This window comes from Candidatus Aminicenantes bacterium (genome assembly GCA_026393855.1).
Taxonomy (GTDB): Bacteria; Acidobacteriota; Aminicenantia; order Aminicenantales; family UBA4085; genus UBA4085.
On sequence record JAPKZJ010000114.1, the window covers coordinates 1 to 20585 of the forward strand.

Genomic DNA, 20585 nt, shown 5'->3' on the forward strand with positions numbered 1-20585 from the left:
CAGGACGCCGCCGATGACGCCGCCCTCGACACCGCCCTCAACGCCGCCCTCGATTCCGACGTCGGAGATTTGCTCTTCGGCGATCTGATCGGGGATTTCGACGGGAGCGACCAGCTTGCCGGCCTCGAACGAAGTCTGGGCTTGGACCGGCTTGATCCGCTTGGCCGTCGTGCCGGCGGCCTTCTTGGCCGGCGGCGGGGGCGGCGGAGGCGGGGGCGGCGCGAGGAAGGCGCTGGTGATTTCGATTCGGGGAAGATGGCCGGTCTGGAGCAGGGGAAGCACGATCAGTAAGGCCGCAATCAGGGCATGTGCCGCCAGCGAGAGCGGGAAAACCACGGCCCGCCTTGCGAGGTCAGGCTCGGGGGTGATAAAGGAATCCCTGAACAAAGAGCGGTTCCCGGCTGCCTCGGGGACGCCATGCCGCCGAATGGATTCGGTGACTCGAGCCGCGAAGCCATCCCAGTAAGCGGGCCCGGGGTCCGGCCCAACCGACGCCTTGGCTGTTTCGTCCAGGCGGAGCAGCCGACTCGCTTCGGCTGCGCAGTCCGGGCAGTTCCGCCGATGGGCTTCCCAGCGGACCATGCGGCGGGGCCGGAGCTCGCCGTCGAGAGCCGCTCCGGCAAGCCCGATGGCTTTTTCGTGTCTCATGCCGGCCTCCCGTCGAGAACGTCGGCCAGGGCCGTTTTAAGCCGCCGGCGGGCGCGATTCAAGCGCGACATCACCGTCCCCGGGGCCAGCCTCAGGGAGGTTGCGATGTCGCGGTAGCTCATGCCCTCGGCCACCCGCAGGGTGAACACGAGGCGCTGATCGGCGGGAAGAGCCCGCAAGGCTTCCTGAAAACGGTCCTCGGCCTCACGGCGTTGGAGCTCATCCTGAGGCGGCCTCTCATCGGGGACGGCGTTGTCGCGGTCGCCCAGGGGCTCCTCCCGTCGACGAACTTTGAGATAATTCAGCGTCGCGTTCACCGCGATCTTCCGCAGCCAGGCATAGAAATCCAGGCCGGCCTTAAAACCGGCTAAGGCCAGGAAGGCCTTGAAAAAGGTTTCCTGGGCCAAGTCGTCGGCCGATTGGTGGGTCCCCGTCATCCGGCGGCAGAGACGGTAAATGCGGCCCTGAAAGCGCCGGACCAGATCCTCAAAGGCCGACACGTCTCCGGCTTTGGCCCTGTCAATCAAGGCTTGCTCCTCCTGGCGTTCGTCTGGCCGCATATGAGCTCCCGTATCCTATACAACGGAGGGCTGTATTTATTCCCGACCGTATTATAGAACGAACCGAGGCCTCCGGGGAGGCCGGGCCATCGTCTCTTTTTTGCCTGCTTCTTGTTCTATGCTATATAATAAACCCGCTCGATACCCCGGGCTTTAGCCCGCCCTCATCCGCTTCGCGGCTGAGGGCTGCAAAGCCCGGGGTATTAGCAGGATTAATACTGAGCGGTGCTTATGACCCCGATTTGAAAATCGGGATCTCAGCGCTGCGAACGTATGAATCACGGCCTCCGGCTTGCTCGGCCGCCGAGGACAATTTTTTGGGAGTATAGTTCATGGTCGAAACACTCAGCCAGATCGCCCTTCATATCCTGAGCGAATACCCCGCCAAGTCCGACCTCATGCAGGTCAAGATCGACGGACGCTTCGTCCCAATCTCGACGGAAGAATTCGGCCGGCGCCTGAGACGGATCGCCTTGGGGCTTCGGAGCTTAGGCTGCGGCCCCGACCGCAAGCTCGTCATCCTCTCCGAGAACCGCCCCGAATGGACGCTCGTCGATTTCGCCAACCTCTGCCTGGGCGGGGTGACCGTGCCTATCTACCCGACGCTGGTACCGGCTCAGATCCAATACATCATCTCCAACTCCGAAGCTGCGGTCGTCGTCTGCTCCGGGCCCGATCTGAGGCGCAAGTTCGAGGTCGTCCGGGCCGAGCTCCCCGGGGTCGAGCATGCCGTCACTCTGGAGGCCGAGGCGCCCGAAGGATTTCTGACTCTGGCCGCGGTCATGGAGCGCGGCGCGCGCCTGGAGGCCGAAGACCCCGGCCTCTTCGAGCGGACGGCCCGCTCGATCAAGCCGGAGGATCTGGCCTCGATCATCTACACCTCCGGCACGACCGGCGTGCCGAAAGGGGTGATGCTGACGCATCGCAATTTCGTCAGCAACATCCTGGCCCTGGATTCCCAGCACGACTTCAACCGGAGCGACTCCATCCTCTCCTTCCTCCCGCTCTCGCACGTCCTGGAGCGGATGTGCACGTTTGCCTTCATCTACAAGGGCGCCTCAATCGGCTACGCGGAGAGCGTTGAGACCGTGGCCGATAACCTGATCGAGGTCCGGCCGACGATCATGGTCAGCGTGCCCCGGCTGTTTGAAAAGCTTTACGGCAAGGTCATGGACAACGTCCTGGCCGGGTCGCCGATCAAACGGAAGATCTTCTTTTGGGCCGCCAAAACGGGACGGGATTGGGGCCGCCGGTCGATCGAGCACCAGCCCATCCCGGCCGGCCTGCGGTTCAAGCGTCGGCTGGCCCACAAGCTGGTCTTTTCGAAAGTCCTGGAAAAGACGGGCGGACGGGTCAAGTTTTTTGTCAGCGGCGGCGCTCCTCTGGCCGGGGACATCGGCGAGTTCTTCTTCGGGTTGGGCCTGCCGATCAAGGAGGGCTACGGCCTGACCGAGACCTCGCCGGTCGTGGCCTGCAACACCTTTGAGCATCTCCGCTTCGGCACCGTCGGGCCCCCGATCCCCGGCGTTTCGGTCCGCATCGCCGCCGATGGCGAGATCCTGGTTCAGGGACCCAACGTCATGCGCGGATACTTCAAAATGGAGGCGGAGACCAAGGAAGCCATGGAAGGCGGCTGGTTCCACACCGGCGACATCGGTCACTTCGATGCCGACGGATTCCTGGTCATCACCGACCGCAAGAAGGACCTGATCGTCACGGCCGGCGGAAAAAACGTCGCGCCGCAGCCGATCGAGAACCTGCTCAAGCAGAACCCGTATATCGCCACGGCCGTCGTCGTGGGCGGCAAGCGCAAGTTTATCTCGGCCTTGATCGTGCCCGACAAGGAGAAGATCGAGGCCTATGCCCGTTCAGCCGGCATCCAGGCGCCCGGGTATACGGCTCTCCTCTCCGATGTCCGCATCAGCCGCTTCCTGCTGGCCGAGATCGACAAGGCCACCCCCAACCTGGCGCCCTATGAGAAGATCAAGAAGATTGTTCTGCTCGACCGCGAGTTCGAGATCGAGCGCGAGGAGCTGACCCCGACCCTCAAGGTCAAACGGACCCTGGTCGAGGCCAAATACAAGGACCTGATCGACGCCCTCTACAAGGATTGACCGGAGGGCCGGAGGTTTGATCATGAGCACACCCCGCCGCATCCGCCGCACCGCCGTCCTTTTCGCCGTCCTGGCCTGGGCGGCCACGACCATGGCCTGCCTCATCGTCCTCGACGATCCCAACGCCGGCCCGGATGAGACCCGGCGCGAATTCCACCGTCTGATCCCGTTTTCGCCGGGAGGCGTCCTAGCCTTGAGGAACCTCGACGGCGACGTCGAGATTCGGGGCTGGGACCGCAACGAGATCGAGATCACGGTTGAATCCGACCAAGCGGGGCCGGCCCGATTCGGCTGGCCCGTCGCTCGCCGCACGGGACGGCCCCGGTTCGAGGTCGAGGAAGGGGCGGGTCGGTTGGGCGTCCGCACGCGCTGGGAAGGCGACGACCGGGCGGTTTACCCGGTGCACTATTTTCTCAACGTGCCGCGCTCCCTGGCCTTGGAGGAGGCGGCCACCCAGAAGGGCAACATCCTGATCGCCGACCTCTACGGCCGGGCCAAGGTCTCGGTCCTGGACGGCGACCTGACGGTCGAGAATTTCTCCGGCGGGCTGGACGCCACGGTTGCGCGCGGCCGGATCCGGGCTGAGCTTCTGGATCTGCGCCGCGACGACGCCGTCCGGTTGACCGTCCGCACCGGCGACCTGAGCCTGGCGCTCGAACCGACGGTGAGCGCCCGGATCGACGCCGAAGCCTGGGGCGGCATCAGCGGGGACTGGGCCTCGCCCGGCGTCGGCCGAAAAGCCGATCTCAAGCTCGGCGGGGGCGAGGCCTCCATCGTCCTGCGGACGCCGTCCGGCCGGATCGAGCTCCAGAAGATCAAGTGAGGCCGGAACCATGGAAGAAAGCCATAAGATTGTAAGGACGGCGATCGTCATCCTGATCATCCTGATCGCCGCCGCCGGCGTCTACTATCTGTTCCTCGCCGATCGCGGCAAGCCGGCCGATTCCCTCGACAAGCCGGCGGTCGAGGCCGTCCGGCCCGATGCGGCGGCCGCAGGTGAGCCCGCCGCGGCCGGGGCCGTCACCGCGGCCCTCGACCAAAGCGATGGGCTGCTGCGCGAGCTGGCCGGTGACGTTTCGACCAACCCCTTCTTCATGCAATGGATCCGCTCCAAGGACCTCATCCGGCGGTTCGTGGCCGCCGTGGATGCGGTGGCCAACGGGCAAACCCCCCGGCCCCAGGCCGACTTCTTCACTCTTAAGGGCCCCTTCACGACCGTCGCGCGAGGCGGAAAGACATATCTGAACCCGGCCTCGTACGAGCGCTACAACGTCGTGGCCGATGTCCTGGACTCAGTCAGCGTCGCGGGCAGCGCCAAGCTCTACCGGGATTTCCAAGCCCAGATCCGCCAGGCCTATCGGGACTTGGGCTACCCGCAGGGTGATTTTCACCGCGTCCTGCTCAAAGCCGTCAACGAGCTGCTCCGTACGCCGGTGGTCGAGGCGCCGATCGAGGTTGTCAAGACGGTCACCGTCTTCGTCTGCATCGATCCGCGGCTGGAGGGTCTGAGCGCGCCCCAGAAACATCTGCTTCGGATGGGGCCGGAAAACGTTCAGCTCATTCAGGCCAAACTGCGCGAGCTGGCCCCGGCCCTCGGATTTGCGGAGGCGGAGCTGGCCAAGGCCGTCCGGATCGGGCCCGGCGACTGAGTCTCAGTCCGCCTTCCAGCGGAACGGCCGATCGCGATCGAAATCCGGGATAAGGTGTTCGTCGGGAGCGAAGACTTCAGGCTGAGCAAAGAGGCTTTCGAATCCCAGAGTCTCGGCCCGGGCCAGGATCCGGCCATACTCCTCCGATGTCACCCCGCGGCGAAGCTCGGGGGGCGCCTTGTGACAGGGATGATACTGGCTCATCAGGCTGAGGCCGACGGAGGGGGAGAGGGAGCCGGCGATCCATTCCAGCGCGGCCAGGCTGTCTTCCTCGCATCCGGGCAGGACCAGATGGCGGATGATCATCCCGTGTTGGGCCAGGCCGCCCGAGTCCAGAACGAGGTCGGGTTGCTGGAGGTACATCTCCTGCAGCGCCGCCGAAGCCCGCTCAAAATAATCCGCCGCGCCCGAATATCGGGCCGCGAGCCGCGGCGAGACGTATTTTAAGTCGGGCAGGTAGACGTCCACGATTCCGGACAGTCTGGCCACGACCGCTTCCTTTTCATATCCGTTGGAATTCCAAACCAGGGGCAGGTTCAAGCCGCCGCCCCGGGCCAGGCGCAGGGCCCGCAGGATCGGCAGAATCACATGGCTCGGCGAAACGAGGTTGATGTTGTAAGCCCCGTCCGCCTGGAGGCGGAGCATCGCCTCGGCCAGATCGGCGTCCGAGACCGGGCGGCCGGCGCGGCTCCAGCTGATCTGGTGGTTTTGGCAGAATAGGCATTTCAGGTTGCAGCCGGTGAAGAAGAGCGTTCCAGAGCCCCGGCCCGGCGGACCCTCCGGCCCCGAAAGCACGGGCTCCTCGCCGTAATGGAGTAAGGCCTGGGCCAGCCCGGCTCCGCGGCCGATGCCGCAGACGCCCGCCGCGTCGGCGGCCCGATCCGCCCCGCAGTCGCGGGGGCAGAGATCGCAGGCCGATTCGCGGCCGGCCAGCGCGTCCAGGGCGCGATCGATGCGGGCGATCAAGGCGTCCATGCCGCCTATTCTACCAGAACGGGCCCGGTCTTGGGGGGAACCGGCCGGCTGCGGATTGACAGGGTCGCCGGCCTTGGGGTATAAGACGCCTTCCCCGTTTCAAGGAGACCCCATGGGCTTTCTGTCCGGAATCGTCGATTTTGTCCTCCACCTGGATACCCATCTTAGCGCGCTCATCGAGCAGGCCGGTTCGTGGACCTACCTCATTCTCTTCGGGGTGATCTTCTGCGAGACGGGGCTTGTGGTGACGCCTTTCCTGCCGGGGGACTCGCTGATCTTCGCGGCCGGAACGTTCGCCGCCCGGGGGGACTTGAATATTCTGACGCTCTTCGCCCTGCTGGCGGTCGCGGCGATCCTTGGGGATACGGTCAACTATTGGATCGGCAAGATCATCGGGCCCAAGGTCTTCCAAAAAGAGAACTCCCGCATCTTCAAGAAGTCCTACCTGGAGCGGACTCATAATTTTTATGAAAAATACGGAGCGGAAACGATTATCATTGCCCGCTTCGTCCCGATCGTCCGGACCTTCGCCCCGTTCGTCGCCGGCATCGGCCGCATGAGCTACGTCCGGTTCTTGAGCTACAATTTGATCGGCGGCCTCGCCTGGGTGGCCTTGTTCACCTTCGGAGGCTATTTCTTCGGCAACATCCCCTTCGTGAAGAAGAACTTCTCTCTGGTTATTTTCGCCATCATCGTCATTTCGCTTCTGCCCGCGGTTCTGGAGTTCCTGAAGCATCGGAAGTCGGATCGATCCGGCCGGGACGCGGGGGAGCCGAAGGCTTAAGCGGCTTACAGCGGCCGGGCCAGGGTCCGGATGCGGCGGCTGCGGCGCGTTTCGTGAGCCGTCACGTCGGTGTGGATCGGGGTGATCGAGATCCAGCCCGCATCGACGGCTTTGACGTCGGAATCCCGGTCGCCGATATGGCTGGGATGCCCTGTCCCGATCCAATAGTAGGCGTTGCCGCGGGGATCGCATTTCTCGATGATCTCGGGATCGTAATACTTCCAACCCAGTTTGGTGATCTTGATGCCGCGCACCGGGGGGGCGGGGATGTTGATGTTCAAGGCAAGGCCCGTCGGCAGGCCGTCGGCCAGAATCCGGCCGGCGATCTCGCGGACGACGGAGGCCGCGAATCCCAGGTGGAATCGGCCGCGGGCGTCCGGGATCATGGAAACGGCTATGGCCGGAAGGCCGAGGAAGAGGGCCTGAACCGCAGCCGCGACCGTGCCGGAGTAGTGAACGTCCTGCTGGCCCAAGTTGGGCCCCGGGTTCATCCCCGAGATGAGAAGGTCCGGGCGCCGGGGAAGGATTTTGCGGAGAGCGAAATAAAGGCAGTCGGCGGGAGTCCCGTCGACCGACCAGATCGAGGGCGTGTGGCGCTGGAGGCGAAGGGGCTGCCGCAGGGTGACGGCCAGGGAGGCGGCGCTCCGCTCCCGGTCGGGAGCCACGATCACGGTGCGCCCCAGGCTCCGCAGGCGCCGATGGAGGATGCGGATCTCTTCGCGGAAGAAACCATCATCGTTGCAGAGCAGGATCAGCGGCCGTCCATCGGCAGGGAGGGACCGAGGCGCAGGAGGGGGGGGGAGAGGCTTCATCAGGACCGGCCGGCTAAGTCGAAAACCTGAGCCTTGAGGTCGGAGGGATCGGGATTTGTCATGTTCGTCTCGTTTCCCCAGGAATTCGTCAGGGAGAAGCCAACGGAGGAAAGATGGTCGGGACGGGCGGATTCGAACCGCCGACCCCATGCACCCCAAGCATGTGCGCTACCAGGCTGCGCCACGTCCCGACACTAAAAAGTGGTCGGGGCTACGATCGAGGCGATCGATTGTCCCGACACTAAGAGCCCTCGGGGCTACGGCCGAAGCGACCGATTGTCCCGACCCTAAAAGGGACCGCATTATAACAAAAAGGCAGGACCGACGGCTAGGTTTTTTTTGGCCGGCCGGCCAGAGCGCTGGAGATGTCCTGCAACTCCTCCCGGACGAGGAGGAGGGCTTTGCGCAGGCGGTCGGGATGAACCGGCTCCGCCGATCGCAGCCCCTGCTCTTCTTCGATGCGGCGCTTGGCCCCGGCCAGCGTGACGCTCTTGCCGTCCAGAAGCTCCTTGATCCGGATAAGAATTTCGACATCCTTGGCCCGGAAGATCTTCTGGCCGCCGCCGGTCTGACCGGGCTGGAGAAAAGGGAACTCCTTCTCCCAGGCCTCGATGGTGGAGGCGTCGACCTTGGTCAGGCGGCTGACTTCGTCGAGCCGGAAAAAAAGCTTGCTGGTCGGTTTAGCCTTGGTCATGGCGGATTCCGGGGCGAGCGCCCCTTAAAATCGTCCTCACCTTAGCACGACCGGGAGCGGGCCGTCAATATGATATAATCCGGCCCGATGAGCCGAAGCGAGAGCCATGTTCCGCTGGCCGAACGGATGCGGCCGAGCGGATTCGAGCGCCTTCGCGGCCAGGACCACCTCCTGGGCAAGGGCAAGATCCTGACCCAGCTCATCGAGTCCGGGCGGCTCGTTTCGTTGATTTTCTGGGGCCCTCCCGGCTCGGGCAAGACCACCCTGGCCATGATGCTGGCCCGCCATTTCGACCTGCCCTATTCCTTCTTCAGCGCCGTCCTATCCGGCATCAAGGAGGTCAAGGAGGTCATGGCCCGGGCCGAAAGCCATCGCCGGCTTTACGGCCAGCCGATGATCATCTTCATCGACGAGATCCACCGCTTCAACAAGGCTCAGCAGGGCGCGTTTCTGCCCTATGTCGAAAGGGGCGACATCATCCTGTTCGGATCGACGACGGAGAATCCCTCGTTCGAGGTCATCGCTCCGCTTCTCTCCCGGACCAAAGTCCTCCTGCTCAACGCCCTTTCGCCGGAGGCTCTCTCGCTCATTCTGGACGATGCCCTGGCGGACGAGGTCCACGGCTTGGGGCGGTTGGGGCGCGGGCTGGACGAAACGGCTCGGGCGATTCTGATCGAGCAATCGAACGGCGATGCCCGACGGGCCCTCAACAGCCTCGAGCTGGCGGCCTCGCTGGCCGCGGGGCCGATCATCGGCCTGGAGGACGTCCGCGAAGCCCTGCAGAAAAGGACCTTGCTCTACGATAAGACGGGGGAGGAGCATTACAATCTTATCTCCGCGCTGCATAAGAGCCTGCGCAACAGCGACGTCCAGGCCGCCCTCTATTGGCTGGCCCGGATGCTGGCCGGCGGCGAGGACCCGCTCTACATCGCCCGCCGGCTGGTCCGGTTCGCTTCCGAGGACGTGGGCTTAGCCGACCCGCAGGCCCTGGCCGTGACCCTGCATGCCAAGGAAGCCTATGACTTTCTGGGCACTCCGGAGGGGGAGCTGGCCTTGGCCGAAGCGGTCGTTTATCTGGGAACGGCCCCCAAAAGCAACCGGGTCTATACGGCTCTGACCGCCGTCCGGAAGGATATCGAGGAGCATCCGCATGAGCCCGTGCCCTTGTCGATCCGGAACCCGGTGACGGGCTTGATGAAGGAAATCGGCTATGGCCAGGATTATCGCTATGCCCACGACGAGGCCTTGGGCACAACCGATATGGAGACCATGCCCGAGCGGCTTCGCGAGACGGCGTTCTATGAGCCGGGCGGAATGGGCTTCGAAAAAGACGTCCGCAAGCGGATGGAATGGTGGCGGGAGGCCAAGGAGCGGATCAAGCGGGGCGGCTGATCAGCTCCCTTCGCGGGCTCCTCTGATCGAAAGTCGGGGGACCCGCTCCGGGGACAGAAGCTTCGAATGACTAAGCTTCAGTCCTCCTCTTTATCTTTCATCAGGTAGTACATCTCCCAGCTCAGATCGGTAGCCAGGCAATCCAGGCAGGAGCTCGGGGTCGTGGCCAGCTCGCCCAGGGCCAGCTTCTCTTTAATCATGGCTTTGACCTTTTTCTTGATCTTGTAGAGCAGAATATAGTTGACCATTGTTTTCCTATCGAAATGATCGATTGAGCCGAGATTCTAACACGGAGCGGCCGGCCGAGTAAAGGACCGGGCCGGGCCCGTTTGAGCCCCCGCGCCGGCCGTGCTAAGATGATTTCCCATGCCGAAACGACCCGCGCTTGCAGCCGCCGCGCTTCTTCTGGCGGCGGGATTCGCCGCCCGCCTCGTCGTCCGCGCCCAGCCGATCGTCACCGCCGCCGGACTGTGGATTCCGGTTTATGACCAGGAGAGAGACCGGAGCACCATTTTTATTCTAAAAGTCGCGGGAGGCTCGGCCCCCGTCTCAACCCGATCTGGAGGAAAACAGCAATGACCCGACAAGACGCCCTGGAGCTGCTCAAGACCCATCTCAAGAACAAGAACCTCATCAAGCACTGTCTGGCCGTCGAGGCCTGCATGAACGCGCTGGCCGTCCGGCTCGGCCACGATCCGGCGCCGTGGGGATTGGCCGGCCTCATCCACGATCTCGACTATGAGCTGACCGAGAAGAGCCCTGAGCTTCACACGGTCGAAACGGTCAAGATTCTGGAGGGCCTGGGCTTCGACCCGGCCGTCGTCCATGCCGTCCGGGCCCACGCCGGCAAGGCGCCGTGCGAGAACCCCATGGACTGGTCGATCTTCGCCGTCGATCCCCTGACCGGCCTCATCATCGCCGCCGCCCTGATGCATCCGGAGCGGAAGCTGGCCGCAATCGATCTGGAATTCGTCAAGCGGCGCTTCAAGGAGAAGAGCTTCGCCAAGGGCGCCCGCCGCGAAGAGATCGAAGAATGCCGCCACCTCGGCCTCGACCTGAACGAATTCATCAGTATCGCCCTCGGAGCGATGCAGGGGATCGCGGCCGACCTTGGGCTTTGACCCGACGCGGCGATTCGAATCGGATGGGGGAGAGGCCCGAACCGGCTTCGGCCGATCCGAGCCTCCCGATGCGTCGTCGTAATCAGAAAGCTCTCATCTTAACGCCGAATTCGATGAACCGTCCCCGCCACGGGAAGATCGGCTCGACATAGAAGTAGTCGTTGAGCAGGTTGGTCGCCTTGACGAAAAGCTGAATCATCTTCCAATCGTAGGCCAAGACGGCGTCCAAATTGAAATAAGAGGGGATATCGAGGACTTTAGCGGCCTTTGAATCCCACCAGGACGATTGCGATCCAAACATGCCATAGACGCTGAGCCGGAAGCCGACCAGAGGCCGGACCGTCAGGTCGAAGTTCAGGCTGTGCGGCGAAAGCGCATCCAATGGCCGGTCGTCGACGTCGTTGCGATGATCGAGGTTGGTGTAGTTGAGGGTCGCGTCCAGGGGGCCGATCGATTTCTGCAATTGGATTTCGGCGCCCGTGATGTGGGCCTTCCCGACGTTCATGTAGCGGCGGGTTCCGTCGGGGAGGGTATAGGTGTCGATCATGTTCTTGAATCGGTAAGTGAAGAGAGAGGCCGAGATGAAGACGCCCTTGGTCCAGACGGCTCCCAGCTCGGCATTGGTCCCGGTCTCGCCAAGCAGGTCGGGGTTGCCGCTCGAGGCCGAATAAAGAGCCCGCATGTTAGGCATGCGCGACTTCATCGAGGCCGAGACATGCAGGTCCAGCGCTTCGTTCGGGCTGAACTTCAGGCCCAGCATCGGGTTGAGCCGCGAAGTCGCGTCGCCGACGAACTTGTCGATAACGTCCAGGCTGACTCCGCCGACGAGCCGCCATTGGCCGGTTAGCCTGAGCTCGTCCTCCAGGGCCGCCGAGAATGTCCCTTGGTTGTATTCGACGAAGGGCAGGTTTATATCGTCCTGGGTGCGGGCGATATCCTTTTGGAAGTTCAAGCTGGCCTTCAGGCGGTTCTTAGCGGTCAAGCCGAAATCGGCCAGGGCGAAGGCTCCGTAAACCGAATTATCGAAGGTGCTTTCGAACTGCCGCATGGAGAAGGCCTTGTCCTTGTACTGGTCCAGCGTGTTCTGGTAGTTCACGGCGAAGGCCCGGAAGCGCAGCGTCGAGTCGCCCCCCAGGGAGGTGAAGCCGCCGGCGTTCAAGCCATAGCGGTCCCAGTTCTTGAACCGCCAATAACGGGCCGACTGGACGCCGAGCGCGGCCGGCATGCCGTAATCGGACGTGTAAACGTTGCCGTTGATCATGAGCTCGGTGGTGTCGGAGGGGGCGTAAAACAGCTTGGCGTTCAGGTTGAAGCGCTGATAGCTCGTATTGGCGTAGGTTACGTCCTCGCCTGTCGCGGCATCGGGGTAGGCGTAGCCATGCGAGCCTTGGTAGCCGAGGTTGCCGGCGAGCGAGAACTTGCCCAGCCGGAAGCCGCCGTCAAGGCCGCCGGACCGGGTCCGGTCGGCGCCGAATCCCGCGTTGAGGGTCAGGTACGGATCGCTCCCGGGCCGGCGGGTAATGACGTTGACGATGCCGCCCAGGGTGTTGGGGCCGTAGAGCACCGAGGAAGGACCTTTCGTGATCTGCAGAGTGTCGATGCCGGCGGCGGCCACGGTCTTGAGATCGAACGAGCCGTAGTAGGGCTCGTAGCTCGGGACTCCGTCGATGAGCAGGACGATGCGGCGCGAGTCCATGCCCCTCAGCTTGAGGGTGAACTCGCTCTTGTTGCCGACCGTGACATAGACGCCGGGTGCGTAGCGGATGGCTTCGGCCAGGTCGAGCGGCCGGTTTTGTTCGAGCTTGGTGAAATCGATCCGGGTCACGGTAGAGACCGGCTGGTCGCGGGGCATCTGGCCGATGACCTGGATCTCTTCGGTGATCCGGACGGGCTTCTCGGCCTCCTTGGCCTTTTCGGTCTGTTGGGCGAGGGCGGGAAGGCCCGCGGCGAGGACGAAAGCGAGGCCGAGCACGGCCGCGATCGTCCGGATGGGGGAACGGAACGGAGACAGAGAGTGGATCATCGATCCTCCTTTTCAAAGATGGAAGGCAAGGCCGTTTCCCGCCTCACCCATTGGCCGGAGGGCATGGCCGGCGAAGGGCCGACTTTAGCCGCTCCGGCTCGGAGCGGTCCGGTAATCTACCAGATCGCTTCCCGCTTTGTAAAGAGGGGGAGTTCGTCCTTGCCGCGCAGGGCGGGATTGCGCCGGGTCGGCGCCTATGATAATTATGAAGTCCGAGGGCACCCGAAATGATCATCAAGAACTCAAAATCGTGGCTCTGGGCGTTGGCCCTGGGCTCAGCCTGGGGACTTCTCGAAATCGTCGGCGGCCAGACCCTTTCCAAGCTCGAGATTCCCTACAGCTCGGCCTGGCTGACGGCCGGGGCTTTCTTCTTGCTCGGCTTTTTAAAGGGGACGGCCCCCGTTTTCGGCACGGCCTCCGCGGCCGGCCTCATGGCGGCCCTTTTCAAGCTGGTCAACGCGCCTCCGTTCTACTGCCATCTCCTGGCTATCGTCTGCGTCGGCGTGCTCTTCGATGCCGCGGCCTGGATCCTTCTCCGGACAGGCCGACCGGCCCGGGCCTGGCGAGGCGCCCTGGTCGGCATCCTGGCCTCCTATGGCGGACATGCCGCCTTCGCCATCCTCATCACTTATGCTTTCCGCTATGAGTTCTGGGTCGCGGAAGGCTTGCCCCGCGTTCTTCGATATGTTTTTATCAACGGCAGCCTGGGAGCGGGACTCTCGGCCCTCCTCGTCCCCGCGGCCTTGGCTCTGGCCGGCCGGGCCGAGAAATCGGGCTTCTCGAAAAACGCCTGGTCGACGGCCGGGGCGCTGGCCCTGCTAGCCGCGGCTTGGATTGTCGGGCGCTTGGCGGCCTAAGGGGTCATCGGACATCGCGCGGAGAGCAACTCCATGTCCGACCTTAAAAAGAGCTTCTTTCTTAAAAGAGACCTGGATGTGTTGGCCGCGCTCGACCGGTCGGTCGTCGGCATTGCCGGCGCCGGGGGGCTCGGCTCCAACGCCGCCGCCGCGCTGGCCAGGGCGGGGGTGGGTCGGCTGATCATCGCGGACTTCGACGTCCTCGAGGCCTCCGACCTCAACCGCCAATATTATTTCGTCGACCAGATCGGACGGCCTAAGGTTGAGGCCTTGGCCGAGAATCTGCGGCGCATGAACCCGTATTCGAAATACGATATCCGGGTTGTCCGGGTCGACCCGGCCAATGTAGCCTCGCTGTTCGGCGAAGCCGACCTCTTGATCGAAGCCTTCGACGCGGCCGACCAGAAGCAGATGCTGGTCGAGACCTGGCTGCGGCTATTCCCGGAGCGTCCGATCATCGTCGGGTCGGGTCTGGCCGGCTTCGGCGACAACAACGCCTTGCGCCAGCGCGAACTGGGGCGCCTTTACATCATCGGGGACGAGAGCAGCGAATGCGACGCCTGCTCGGCGCCGATGGCTCCGCGCGTCGCCGCGGTCGCGGCCATGCAGGCCAATCTGGCAGTCGAGATTCTGGCCCGGGAGAAAGGGCTTCAAGGAGAACCCGCATGTTCAAAGTGAACGAATATTTCGACGGCCGGGTCAAGTCGATCGCCTTCCAGGCGGCCGACGGGCCCGCTACCATCGGGGTTATGGCCGCGGGCGAATACGAGTTCGGGACTTCCTCCAAGGAGATCATGACCGTCATCAGCGGCGCGCTGACGGTCCGACTGCCGGGTCAACCGCAATGGCGGGAATACGGGCCGGGACAAAGCTTTGAAGTCGAATCGAACCGAAAATTCCAGCTTAAAGTCGCGGCCGACGCGGCTTATCTTTGCCTCTATCGTTAGGCCTGTCTTCCGGCTTCAGCGGGGCCCGATCGAGGCCTGCGTCCATTCGCCGTCGATCGCCCGCCACATCCGCCCGGTCGGGTTCGGATCGCGGAGATCGAGGGGCAGGCGGTGGGGCCGGACATTGTCATAGGCCCTCAGGGCGGCAAAGCGGGTCATGGCCGCCGGGAGGCCGACCGCGGTGAAGCCGGGGTGGCCAGAGGCGGGGAAGGGCCCGCCGTGGACCATAGAGGCGACGACCGCCAGCCCCGTCGGCATTTTATCGTTGAGGAGCCGGCCCGTTCTCCCGGCCAGAAGAGGCGCGATCCTCTCGTAGAGAGGCTCGTCGTCCGAACCGCGGCCCGAGTATATGGAGGCGGCCAGAGTCCCTTCGATGGCCCGGGCCGTTTCGACGAGTTCGGCTTCCGCCGCGGCGACGACGAGAATCGTCGCCGCGCCGAAAGCCTCGCTTTGGAAATCCGCGGGGCGGCGGAGAAAATCCCGGGCCGAAATCCGAAGCAGCGAGCTCTCGTACCGAAAGCCCGGGGGCGGGAGGGCCCGCCCTCCGGCCAGGAGCTCGGCGCCGGCCGCGATCATCCGCTCGACCGATCCGCGCAGCGCATCCAGGACGCCCGGACCGAGCAGATACCCGGCCGGAGCGCCTCGGAAGGCCGCTGCGGCGGCGGCGACAAAGCGATCGCCGGCCCCTCCGGCGATGAAAGCGGCCAGGCCCGGCTTGGTGCAGAACTGACCGGCGCCCAAACTGCAGGAAGCGAAGAGAGCATCCCCCAACTCCCCGGCCCGTTCTTCCAAGGCGGCCGGAAGCAGGAAGACGGGGTTGATCCCGGACATTTCCAAGTAGATCGGCCGGCCGCCCGCCTCCGCAGCGGTTTTCAGGCGAAGCCCGGCCGAACGGCCGCCCGTGAATGCCGTGGCTCCGAGGCGCGGATCGGCGACCAGGCGAAGGCCGTCTTCGGGTCGGATATGGTAAATCATCTGAAAGACCGCGTCCGGCAAGCCGGCCTCTTGGAGGGCGGCCGAGACGACTTCGGCCAGGAGCCGGGTCGTTTCCGGATGCCCGGGATGGGCTTTGGCCAGGACGGGGTTTCCGGCCGCCAGAGCGGCCGCGAAATCGCCGCCCGAGGCGGCATTGAAGGCAAACGGGAAATTATTCGGTCCCAATACGGCGACAGGGCCGCCCAGCGGTTCGAGCCGGGAACGGATATTGAGCTTGGTGTCGATTGTTGCCCGCCGCCACGAGCCGTCGCGGGCCGCCGCGGCCGCCTGATGTAACTGGCCGACGGTCCGGGGCAGCTCCGAGGCCCGCAGGCGCGGCTCGGCCGGCAGGGCGGTCTCCTCGGCGGCGGTCTTAATCAGATCGTCGGCTCGATCGAGTAGACGGCGGGCCGCCCGATCGAGCCCTGAAGCGATCGCCTCGTCCGGCAGCTCGGATAGATGAGCGGCGGCTTGGGATCCGGCTTCGAGCGCTTCCTCGATGTCCTCCCAGGAGGAAACCGGGAAAAGGGGCGGCAGTTGACGGCCTGTTTTGGGGTCGAGGGCTTGAAACGGATCCCCGGACGCGCGGGCGGGACGCCAGCGGCCGGCGATAAGGACCGGGCGCTCGCTCATCCGCCGGAGTAAATGGGGGAGACGGCGACCTTGTCTCCCTCAGCCAGGCGGGCGTCGGGAGCGACGGCTGCGCCGTTTCTAGTCATGATCCGGGAGCGTTCTTTGGGAATTCCCAGTAAGGAAGCCAGCTCGTCAGCCGTCATTCCGGCGGGAACGTCCATCTGCTTCTCGCTGAACCCGACCGTATAGATCAGAGGGCCGATGATCTTGACCAGAATATTCATACCACGGCCCACGGATCAGGTCAGCGCGGCGAACTTCTCGGCCGCCGCCGCTTCTTCGGCCAACCCCAACGAGAGTAGAGTGGCCTTGGTCGGGATGCCTCGCCGGTCGTAACCGCGCTGGTCATAATAATGCTGAAGCATCCCGTCGTACTTGTCCATTTCCAGAACCTTCCCGGTGATGGGGCCTTCGGTGTCGGCGTTCGTGGGATCAAACCAAATCGCCGGGGGATAATCCCCGCGCCGGTCGGCGTCGGGGAACTGGCGCAGGTAATGGAGCTTGATCATGGCATAAATGCGGTCGGCGACGCGCCACATATCGTCAAGGCCCCAGTTCAAGCCGGTCACGGTGTTGAAGTACTTGGGATAGTTCTCGAGCGGCCAGCCGTTTTCGATCCAGGGGAAGCGGCAAGCCACAATGAACTCGAACAGGCCGCCTCGGATGCGCTGCAGCTCGATGACCTTGGCGGCCTTTTCGGGGCCGTAGGACTCGCGGGTCGAATGCTTGATCTCGAAGGTGATGATCCAGGCCTCGCGGTGATGGGCCCCGATCGGGGCGACGCCGAAGGACAAGGCTTGGCCGGGGATGAACTTGCAGTTGTAGGCGGCGACCTCAAGGCCTTTGACCTGCATGGCATAGGCTTCGGAGCCGTGACCGAAAGCCCGGGCCATGCGCAGCGATCCGTCGGCCAGAAGGTTGCCGATCGGGCCTTCCCGGCGGGCGGCCAGCCCCAGGAGCTCCTTGGCTCGCTTGGCGTCGCCGAACCGGAAATCGCCGCTCGCGGCGCCGTGGTCGATGGCGTCGGCGTAAAAGCTCAAGGTGCAGCCGGCCGACATGGTGTCTAGTCCGTAGTCATCGCAGAGATAGTTGAGCGCGCCGACCTGGGGCAGATCGAAGATCTCCAGGTTGGGGCCGAGAAGAGCGACGTTCTCGTAGTCCAGCTCCGACTCCCGGCCCTCGTCGTCGTGGATGGTGATGCCGCAGCGCATCGTGCAAGTCGGGCATCCGTAAGTGGCCACCCGAGCGTTGTTGCAGCGCTCACCGTCTACTTTCCAGGCGTCGGGATGATGGGTCTTGCGGAAGTTGCGGACGGGCAGCCCGGCCACTTCGTTGCAGAACGGCAGGACCCCGGTCGTACTCTGGATCGACCAGCCGGATTGCTTGTCGATCTGGCCGACTTTGCGAAGATCGCCCGAGCCCAGGATCTTCATGGCCTCCGGGTCGGCCTGAGGGATCGGTTTCGTCCCTTTGACCACGACGGCCTTGAGCCGCTTGGACCCCATCACCGCGCCGATTCCGGGGCGCCCGCCGGCCCGGCCTTCCAGGCTGCGGACGACGGCGTAGCGGGCCATGGACTCGCCGCCTTGGCCGATATTGAGAACGCCGACGCCCTTGCCGTATTTGGCGTAAATCCAGTCGTTGCAGGCGTAGGTGCCCTGTCCCCAGACTTCGTCGGCGGGCAGGAATTCGACTTTGTCGTCCTCGATCGAGAGCAGGGTTGGCCGCTCCGCCCGGCCCTCGACGATCAAGGCGTCGTAGCCGGCCTTGCGAAGCTGCTCGGCGACCCGGGTTCCGAGGTTGCCGTCGCCGTAAAACCCGGTCAGGGGAGAGATGGCGGCCACTACAGCCTTGCCGGTATTCGGGGAGGGGATGCCGGAGATCGGTCCCAGGGCGACCACGAACTTGTTCTCAGGGCCGAGGGGATCGATTCCGGGCTTGACCTCATCGTAAAGGATCTTGACGGCGAAGCCGCGCCCGCCGACCCACTTGTGGGCGAATTCTTCCGTGAAGGATTCCTTTTGCCAAGTTTTGGCCGTCAAGTCGACGCGTAGAAAATACCCGGTCCAACCGTGCATGGAATCCTCCAGAGCAAGGCCTTTAATGAATGATGAACTCGAGGCCTATTGGATACCATTCGCCTTCGCATTAGTCAAGACGGAGGGCCTCTTAGACCGGCCAAGTCCGCCCCGTTGACAGGCCTTTCGCATCTGTTAGAATAGCCGCGCTCATGCTCTTCTCTGCGGCCTCGATCCGACTCGCCGATTCGAACCCCGCCTTCCGTCCGATCTGGAGGGGGCGCAGGCCATGACCGAAGAGAGCGGCTTCAAATCCCGTTTCCGAAACACCGTATTCGGACGTCCCCGGAACATCAAGGACCCGACCCTCTTCCATAAGCTCGCCCTTATCCCCCTATTGGCCTGGATCGGGCTGGGGGCGGACGGCCTGTCCTCCTCCTCCTACGGTCCCGAGGAGGCGTTCAAGACGCTCGGGTCCCATACCTACCTGGCCCTCTTCCTGGCCCTGGCCACGGCGTTCACCGTCCTGATTATATCCCGGGCTTACACAAGGATCATCGAGTACTTCCCCCACGGCGGCGGCGGGTACATCGTCGCTACCCATACCTTGGGCGAGAAGGCCGGCGTCATCTCCGGCTCGGCCCTTCTGGTCGATTATATGCTGACGATCACGGTCTCCATCGTCTCCTGCGGCGACGCCATCTTCAGCTTTTTTCCGGCCTCCTGGCATTCGGCCAAGATCCCCTTCGACATCGCCGCCATCATCCTCCTCGTCGTGCTCAACCTGCGGGGTGTCAAGGAATCCGTCCAGTTCCTGGCTCCCATTTTCGCCGTCTTCGTCCTGACCCACCTTTTTCTCATCCTCTACGGCATCTTCAGCCATGTCCCGCAGATCGGAGCCGTCACGGCCAAGATCAGCGGCGACTTCCGCGGCGGCTTGACCACCCTCGGGGCGGGCGGGATGCTTCTCCTCTTTCTTAAAGCGTTTTCGATGGGTGGCGGAACCTACACCGGAATCGAGGCCGTTTCCAACGGCCTTCAGATCCTGCGCGAGCCGCGGGCCGAGACGGGTAAAAAAACGATGGTCTATATGGCCGTCTCGCTGGCCTTCACCGCGGGAGGCATTCTGATCTGTTATCTCCTGATCGGCGTCCGGCCGACGGCCGGCCGCACCCTCAATGCCGTCTTGGCCGGCCAAGTCTTCGGCGGCTGGTCGTTCGGTCCGGCCCTAGCGGTGGTGACCATTTTCACGGAGGGGGCGCTCCTGTTGGTCGCGGCCCAAACCGGGTTCGTTGACGGCCCGCGGGTCATGGCCAACATGGCGGTCGACTACTGGTTCCCGCACCGCTTCGCCTCGCTCTCCGACCGCTTTTCGATCCAGAACGGCGTCCTGCTGATGGGCGGGGCGGCCATCGTCCTGCTCCTCTATTCCAAGGGCAACATCACGACCCTGGTCGTGATGTATTCGATCAACGTCTTCCTGACCTTCTCGCTCAGCCAATTGGGCATGTCGCGATTCTTCATCCGGAATCGGAAGACCGATCCCAAGTGGAGAAAGAACCTGCCCATCCATCTGATCGGCCTCGTCGTCTGCGTCACCATCCTGGTGGTGACGTCGATTGAGAAGTTCGCCCTGGGCGGCTGGTTGACGTTCGTCCTCACCTCAATCGTTGTAGCCCTCTGCCTGGCGACCAAGCGGCACTACAACAAGGTCCGGGGCGGGGTTCGCGAGCTGGATGAGCTGCTGGCCATCCCGGCCGATTCGCGGCCCAACCACGAGCCGATCGATCCCCACAAGATGACCGCGATCCAGCTTGTCAACGGCTACAACGGGTTCGGCGTTCATACTTTTCTGACCATCATCCGCAGCTTCCCCGGACTCTATAAGAGCTTTTTCTTCGTCTCGGTGGCCGAAATCGACGTCGGCTCCTTCAAGGGCTCGGATGCCGTAGCCTGTCTGGAAGGATCCGCCTGCGATGCCTTACGCCAATACGTGGACTTGGCTCGGAGACTGGGCTTCCCCGCCGATTCACGCTACGACCTGGGGACGGACATCGTCGAGACGGCCAGCCGGCTGGTAGAAAACGTCGTCAAGGAATACCCCAAATCGACCGTCTTCGCAGGCCAATCGGTCTTCCGCCAATCGGGAATCATTCATCGGCTCCTGCATAACGAAACGGCCTTTGCCATCCAACAGGAGCTCCGCTGGAAGGGCATCACCACCGTCATCCTGCCTATCCGGATCAACATCTAAAAAAAGACCCCATCGGCGCTTCCACGGTCTTGACTCGGAGCTCGAGGGGGGCCATAATGGCGCGGATATTCAGGTTCGCTATTGTCTTTTCCCCCCCCGCCAATGCTCGACGGGCCGCAATCCGGAAGA

21 protein-coding genes, 1 tRNA gene and 1 riboswitch are annotated in these 20585 nt (G+C 63.7%); of the genes, 11 read left to right on the forward strand and 11 right to left on the reverse strand.

Annotation, left to right across the window (positions count from 1 at the left end; translation table 11 throughout):
* Together NTZ26_14295 and NTZ26_14300 are read right to left on the reverse strand one after the other, a co-directional pair.
* A partial coding sequence (locus NTZ26_14295; protein MCX6561670.1) for a hypothetical protein occupies positions 1-648 on the reverse strand: 648 nt, incomplete at its 3' end.
* On the reverse strand, positions 645-1208 hold the full coding sequence (locus NTZ26_14300; protein ID MCX6561671.1) for a sigma-70 family RNA polymerase sigma factor: 564 nt from the start codon (positions 1206-1208) through the stop codon (positions 645-647). The genes NTZ26_14295 and NTZ26_14300, both read right to left, overlap by 4 nt.
* Positions 1209-1540: 332 nt before the next feature.
* On the opposite strand from NTZ26_14300, the gene NTZ26_14305 reads away from it, so the two are divergent.
* From NTZ26_14305 to NTZ26_14315, 3 genes are read left to right on the forward strand one after another with little or no spacing between them, the layout of a single operon-like run.
* Positions 1541-3322: a long-chain fatty acid--CoA ligase gene (locus tag NTZ26_14305; protein ID MCX6561672.1), complete on the forward strand. Its 1782-nt coding sequence runs from the start codon at positions 1541-1543 to the stop codon at positions 3320-3322.
* A gap of 22 nt (positions 3323-3344) precedes the next feature.
* A complete protein-coding gene (locus NTZ26_14310; protein ID MCX6561673.1) occupies positions 3345-4145 on the forward strand; it encodes a hypothetical protein in 801 nt (266 codons plus the stop codon).
* Positions 4146-4155: 10 nt separating this feature from the next.
* Positions 4156-4971, forward strand: coding sequence for a DUF3014 domain-containing protein (locus NTZ26_14315; protein MCX6561674.1), 816 nt, complete (start codon positions 4156-4158; stop codon positions 4969-4971).
* 3 nt (positions 4972-4974) lie between these two features.
* On the opposite strand, the gene NTZ26_14320 is transcribed toward NTZ26_14315, so the two are convergent.
* Positions 4975-5946: a radical SAM protein gene (locus NTZ26_14320; protein MCX6561675.1), complete on the reverse strand. Its 972-nt coding sequence runs from the start codon at positions 5944-5946 to the stop codon at positions 4975-4977.
* 112 nt (positions 5947-6058) lie between these two features.
* Here NTZ26_14320 and NTZ26_14325 point away from each other — a divergent pair, with 112 nt between their 5' ends.
* On the forward strand, positions 6059-6730 hold the full coding sequence (locus tag NTZ26_14325; GenBank protein MCX6561676.1) for a DedA family protein: 672 nt from the start codon (positions 6059-6061) through the stop codon (positions 6728-6730).
* A gap of 5 nt (positions 6731-6735) precedes the next feature.
* Here NTZ26_14325 and surE read toward each other — a convergent pair whose 3' ends face one another.
* The 3 genes from surE to NTZ26_14340 all read right to left on the reverse strand — a co-directional run bounded on the left by surE (position 6736) and on the right by NTZ26_14340 (position 8236).
* Positions 6736-7542, reverse strand: a complete 807-nt coding sequence (surE, locus tag NTZ26_14330; protein MCX6561677.1) for a 5'/3'-nucleotidase SurE — start codon at positions 7540-7542, stop codon at positions 6736-6738.
* Positions 7543-7656: 114 nt separating this feature from the next.
* Positions 7657-7733 (reverse strand) — tRNA-Pro (locus NTZ26_14335).
* 137 nt (positions 7734-7870) lie between these two features.
* Positions 7871-8236, reverse strand: coding sequence for a MerR family transcriptional regulator (locus NTZ26_14340; protein ID MCX6561678.1), 366 nt, complete (start codon positions 8234-8236; stop codon positions 7871-7873).
* Between the two features lie 87 nt (positions 8237-8323).
* On the opposite strand from NTZ26_14340, the gene NTZ26_14345 reads away from it, so the two are divergent.
* A complete protein-coding gene (locus tag NTZ26_14345; GenBank protein ID MCX6561679.1) occupies positions 8324-9628 on the forward strand; it encodes a replication-associated recombination protein A in 1305 nt (434 codons plus the stop codon).
* A gap of 77 nt (positions 9629-9705) precedes the next feature.
* On the opposite strand, the gene NTZ26_14350 is transcribed toward NTZ26_14345, so the two are convergent.
* Positions 9706-9876 (reverse strand): hypothetical protein, encoded by a 171-nt coding sequence (locus NTZ26_14350; GenBank protein MCX6561680.1) that lies wholly within the window; start codon positions 9874-9876, stop codon positions 9706-9708.
* Between the two features lie 118 nt (positions 9877-9994).
* Here NTZ26_14350 and NTZ26_14355 point away from each other — a divergent pair, with 118 nt between their 5' ends.
* On the forward strand, positions 9995-10207 hold the full coding sequence (locus NTZ26_14355) for a hypothetical protein (protein MCX6561681.1): 213 nt from the start codon (positions 9995-9997) through the stop codon (positions 10205-10207).
* Positions 10204-10749, forward strand: coding sequence for an HDIG domain-containing protein (locus NTZ26_14360; GenBank protein MCX6561682.1), 546 nt, complete (start codon positions 10204-10206; stop codon positions 10747-10749). The genes NTZ26_14355 and NTZ26_14360 overlap by 4 nt, the downstream gene beginning before the upstream one ends.
* Positions 10750-10831: 82 nt before the next feature.
* Here the strand turns inward: NTZ26_14360 and NTZ26_14365 are convergent, their stop codons facing one another.
* Positions 10832-12772 (reverse strand): TonB-dependent receptor, encoded by a 1941-nt coding sequence (locus NTZ26_14365; protein MCX6561683.1) that lies wholly within the window; start codon positions 12770-12772, stop codon positions 10832-10834.
* Positions 12764-12888: riboswitch (molybdenum cofactor riboswitch) on the reverse strand. It overlaps the preceding gene by 9 nt.
* Before the next feature lie 111 nt (positions 12889-12999).
* On the opposite strand from NTZ26_14365, the gene NTZ26_14370 reads away from it, so the two are divergent.
* From NTZ26_14370 to NTZ26_14380, 3 genes are read left to right on the forward strand one after another with little or no spacing between them, the layout of a single operon-like run.
* Positions 13000-13629, forward strand: coding sequence for a hypothetical protein (locus NTZ26_14370; protein MCX6561684.1), 630 nt, complete (start codon positions 13000-13002; stop codon positions 13627-13629).
* A 6-nt stretch (positions 13630-13635) separates the two neighbouring features.
* The gene (thiF, locus tag NTZ26_14375; protein MCX6561685.1) at positions 13636-14307 is read left to right on the forward strand and encodes a sulfur carrier protein ThiS adenylyltransferase ThiF; all 672 of its coding nucleotides are present in this window, start codon (positions 13636-13638) and stop codon (positions 14305-14307) included.
* The gene (locus NTZ26_14380) at positions 14295-14576 is read left to right on the forward strand and encodes a pyrimidine/purine nucleoside phosphorylase (GenBank protein MCX6561686.1); all 282 of its coding nucleotides are present in this window, start codon (positions 14295-14297) and stop codon (positions 14574-14576) included. The genes thiF and NTZ26_14380 overlap by 13 nt, the downstream gene beginning before the upstream one ends.
* A gap of 15 nt (positions 14577-14591) precedes the next feature.
* Here NTZ26_14380 and NTZ26_14385 read toward each other — a convergent pair whose 3' ends face one another.
* From NTZ26_14385 to NTZ26_14395, 3 genes are read right to left on the reverse strand one after another with little or no spacing between them, the layout of a single operon-like run.
* Positions 14592-16184, reverse strand: coding sequence for an aldehyde dehydrogenase family protein (locus NTZ26_14385; GenBank protein MCX6561687.1), 1593 nt, complete (start codon positions 16182-16184; stop codon positions 14592-14594).
* Positions 16181-16408 (reverse strand): MoaD/ThiS family protein, encoded by a 228-nt coding sequence (locus tag NTZ26_14390; protein ID MCX6561688.1) that lies wholly within the window; start codon positions 16406-16408, stop codon positions 16181-16183. The genes NTZ26_14385 and NTZ26_14390 overlap by 4 nt, the downstream gene beginning before the upstream one ends.
* Positions 16409-16423: 15 nt before the next feature.
* On the reverse strand, positions 16424-18262 hold the full coding sequence (locus tag NTZ26_14395) for an aldehyde ferredoxin oxidoreductase family protein (GenBank protein ID MCX6561689.1): 1839 nt from the start codon (positions 18260-18262) through the stop codon (positions 16424-16426).
* A 229-nt stretch (positions 18263-18491) separates the two neighbouring features.
* On the opposite strand from NTZ26_14395, the gene NTZ26_14400 reads away from it, so the two are divergent.
* Positions 18492-20456 carry an APC family permease gene (locus tag NTZ26_14400; GenBank protein MCX6561690.1) on the forward strand — a complete coding sequence of 655 codons (1965 nt, stop codon included), beginning with the start codon at positions 18492-18494 and terminating at the stop codon, positions 20454-20456.
* The last annotated feature ends 129 nt before the right edge of the window (positions 20457-20585 follow it).

Excerpts from the sequence above, each read along its gene's own strand:
- NTZ26_14300 (MCX6561671.1), bottom strand. The coding sequence starts at position 1,208 with ATGCGGCCAGACGAACGCCAGGAGGAGCAAGCCTTGATTGACAGGGCC.
- NTZ26_14305 (MCX6561672.1), top strand. The coding sequence starts at position 1,541 with ATGGTCGAAACACTCAGCCAGATCGCCCTTCATATCCTGAGCGAATAC.
- NTZ26_14310 (MCX6561673.1), top strand. The coding sequence starts at position 3,345 with ATGAGCACACCCCGCCGCATCCGCCGCACCGCCGTCCTTTTCGCCGTC.
- NTZ26_14315 (MCX6561674.1), top strand. The coding sequence starts at position 4,156 with ATGGAAGAAAGCCATAAGATTGTAAGGACGGCGATCGTCATCCTGATC.
- NTZ26_14320 (MCX6561675.1), bottom strand. The coding sequence starts at position 5,946 with ATGGACGCCTTGATCGCCCGCATCGATCGCGCCCTGGACGCGCTGGCC.
- NTZ26_14325 (MCX6561676.1), top strand. The coding sequence starts at position 6,059 with ATGGGCTTTCTGTCCGGAATCGTCGATTTTGTCCTCCACCTGGATACC.
- surE (MCX6561677.1), bottom strand. The coding sequence starts at position 7,542 with ATGAAGCCTCTCCCCCCCCCTCCTGCGCCTCGGTCCCTCCCTGCCGAT.
- NTZ26_14340 (MCX6561678.1), bottom strand. The coding sequence starts at position 8,236 with ATGACCAAGGCTAAACCGACCAGCAAGCTTTTTTTCCGGCTCGACGAA.
- NTZ26_14345 (MCX6561679.1), top strand. The coding sequence starts at position 8,324 with ATGAGCCGAAGCGAGAGCCATGTTCCGCTGGCCGAACGGATGCGGCCG.
- NTZ26_14350 (MCX6561680.1), bottom strand. The coding sequence starts at position 9,876 with ATGGTCAACTATATTCTGCTCTACAAGATCAAGAAAAAGGTCAAAGCC.
- NTZ26_14355 (MCX6561681.1), top strand. The coding sequence starts at position 9,995 with ATGCCGAAACGACCCGCGCTTGCAGCCGCCGCGCTTCTTCTGGCGGCG.
- NTZ26_14360 (MCX6561682.1), top strand. The coding sequence starts at position 10,204 with ATGACCCGACAAGACGCCCTGGAGCTGCTCAAGACCCATCTCAAGAAC.
- NTZ26_14365 (MCX6561683.1), bottom strand. The coding sequence starts at position 12,772 with ATGATCCACTCTCTGTCTCCGTTCCGTTCCCCCATCCGGACGATCGCG.
- NTZ26_14370 (MCX6561684.1), top strand. The coding sequence starts at position 13,000 with ATGATCATCAAGAACTCAAAATCGTGGCTCTGGGCGTTGGCCCTGGGC.
- NTZ26_14380 (MCX6561686.1), top strand. The coding sequence starts at position 14,295 with ATGTTCAAAGTGAACGAATATTTCGACGGCCGGGTCAAGTCGATCGCC.
- NTZ26_14385 (MCX6561687.1), bottom strand. The coding sequence starts at position 16,184 with ATGAGCGAGCGCCCGGTCCTTATCGCCGGCCGCTGGCGTCCCGCCCGC.
- NTZ26_14390 (MCX6561688.1), bottom strand. The coding sequence starts at position 16,408 with ATGAATATTCTGGTCAAGATCATCGGCCCTCTGATCTATACGGTCGGG.
- NTZ26_14395 (MCX6561689.1), bottom strand. The coding sequence starts at position 18,262 with ATGCACGGTTGGACCGGGTATTTTCTACGCGTCGACTTGACGGCCAAA.
- NTZ26_14400 (MCX6561690.1), top strand. The coding sequence starts at position 18,492 with ATGACCGAAGAGAGCGGCTTCAAATCCCGTTTCCGAAACACCGTATTC.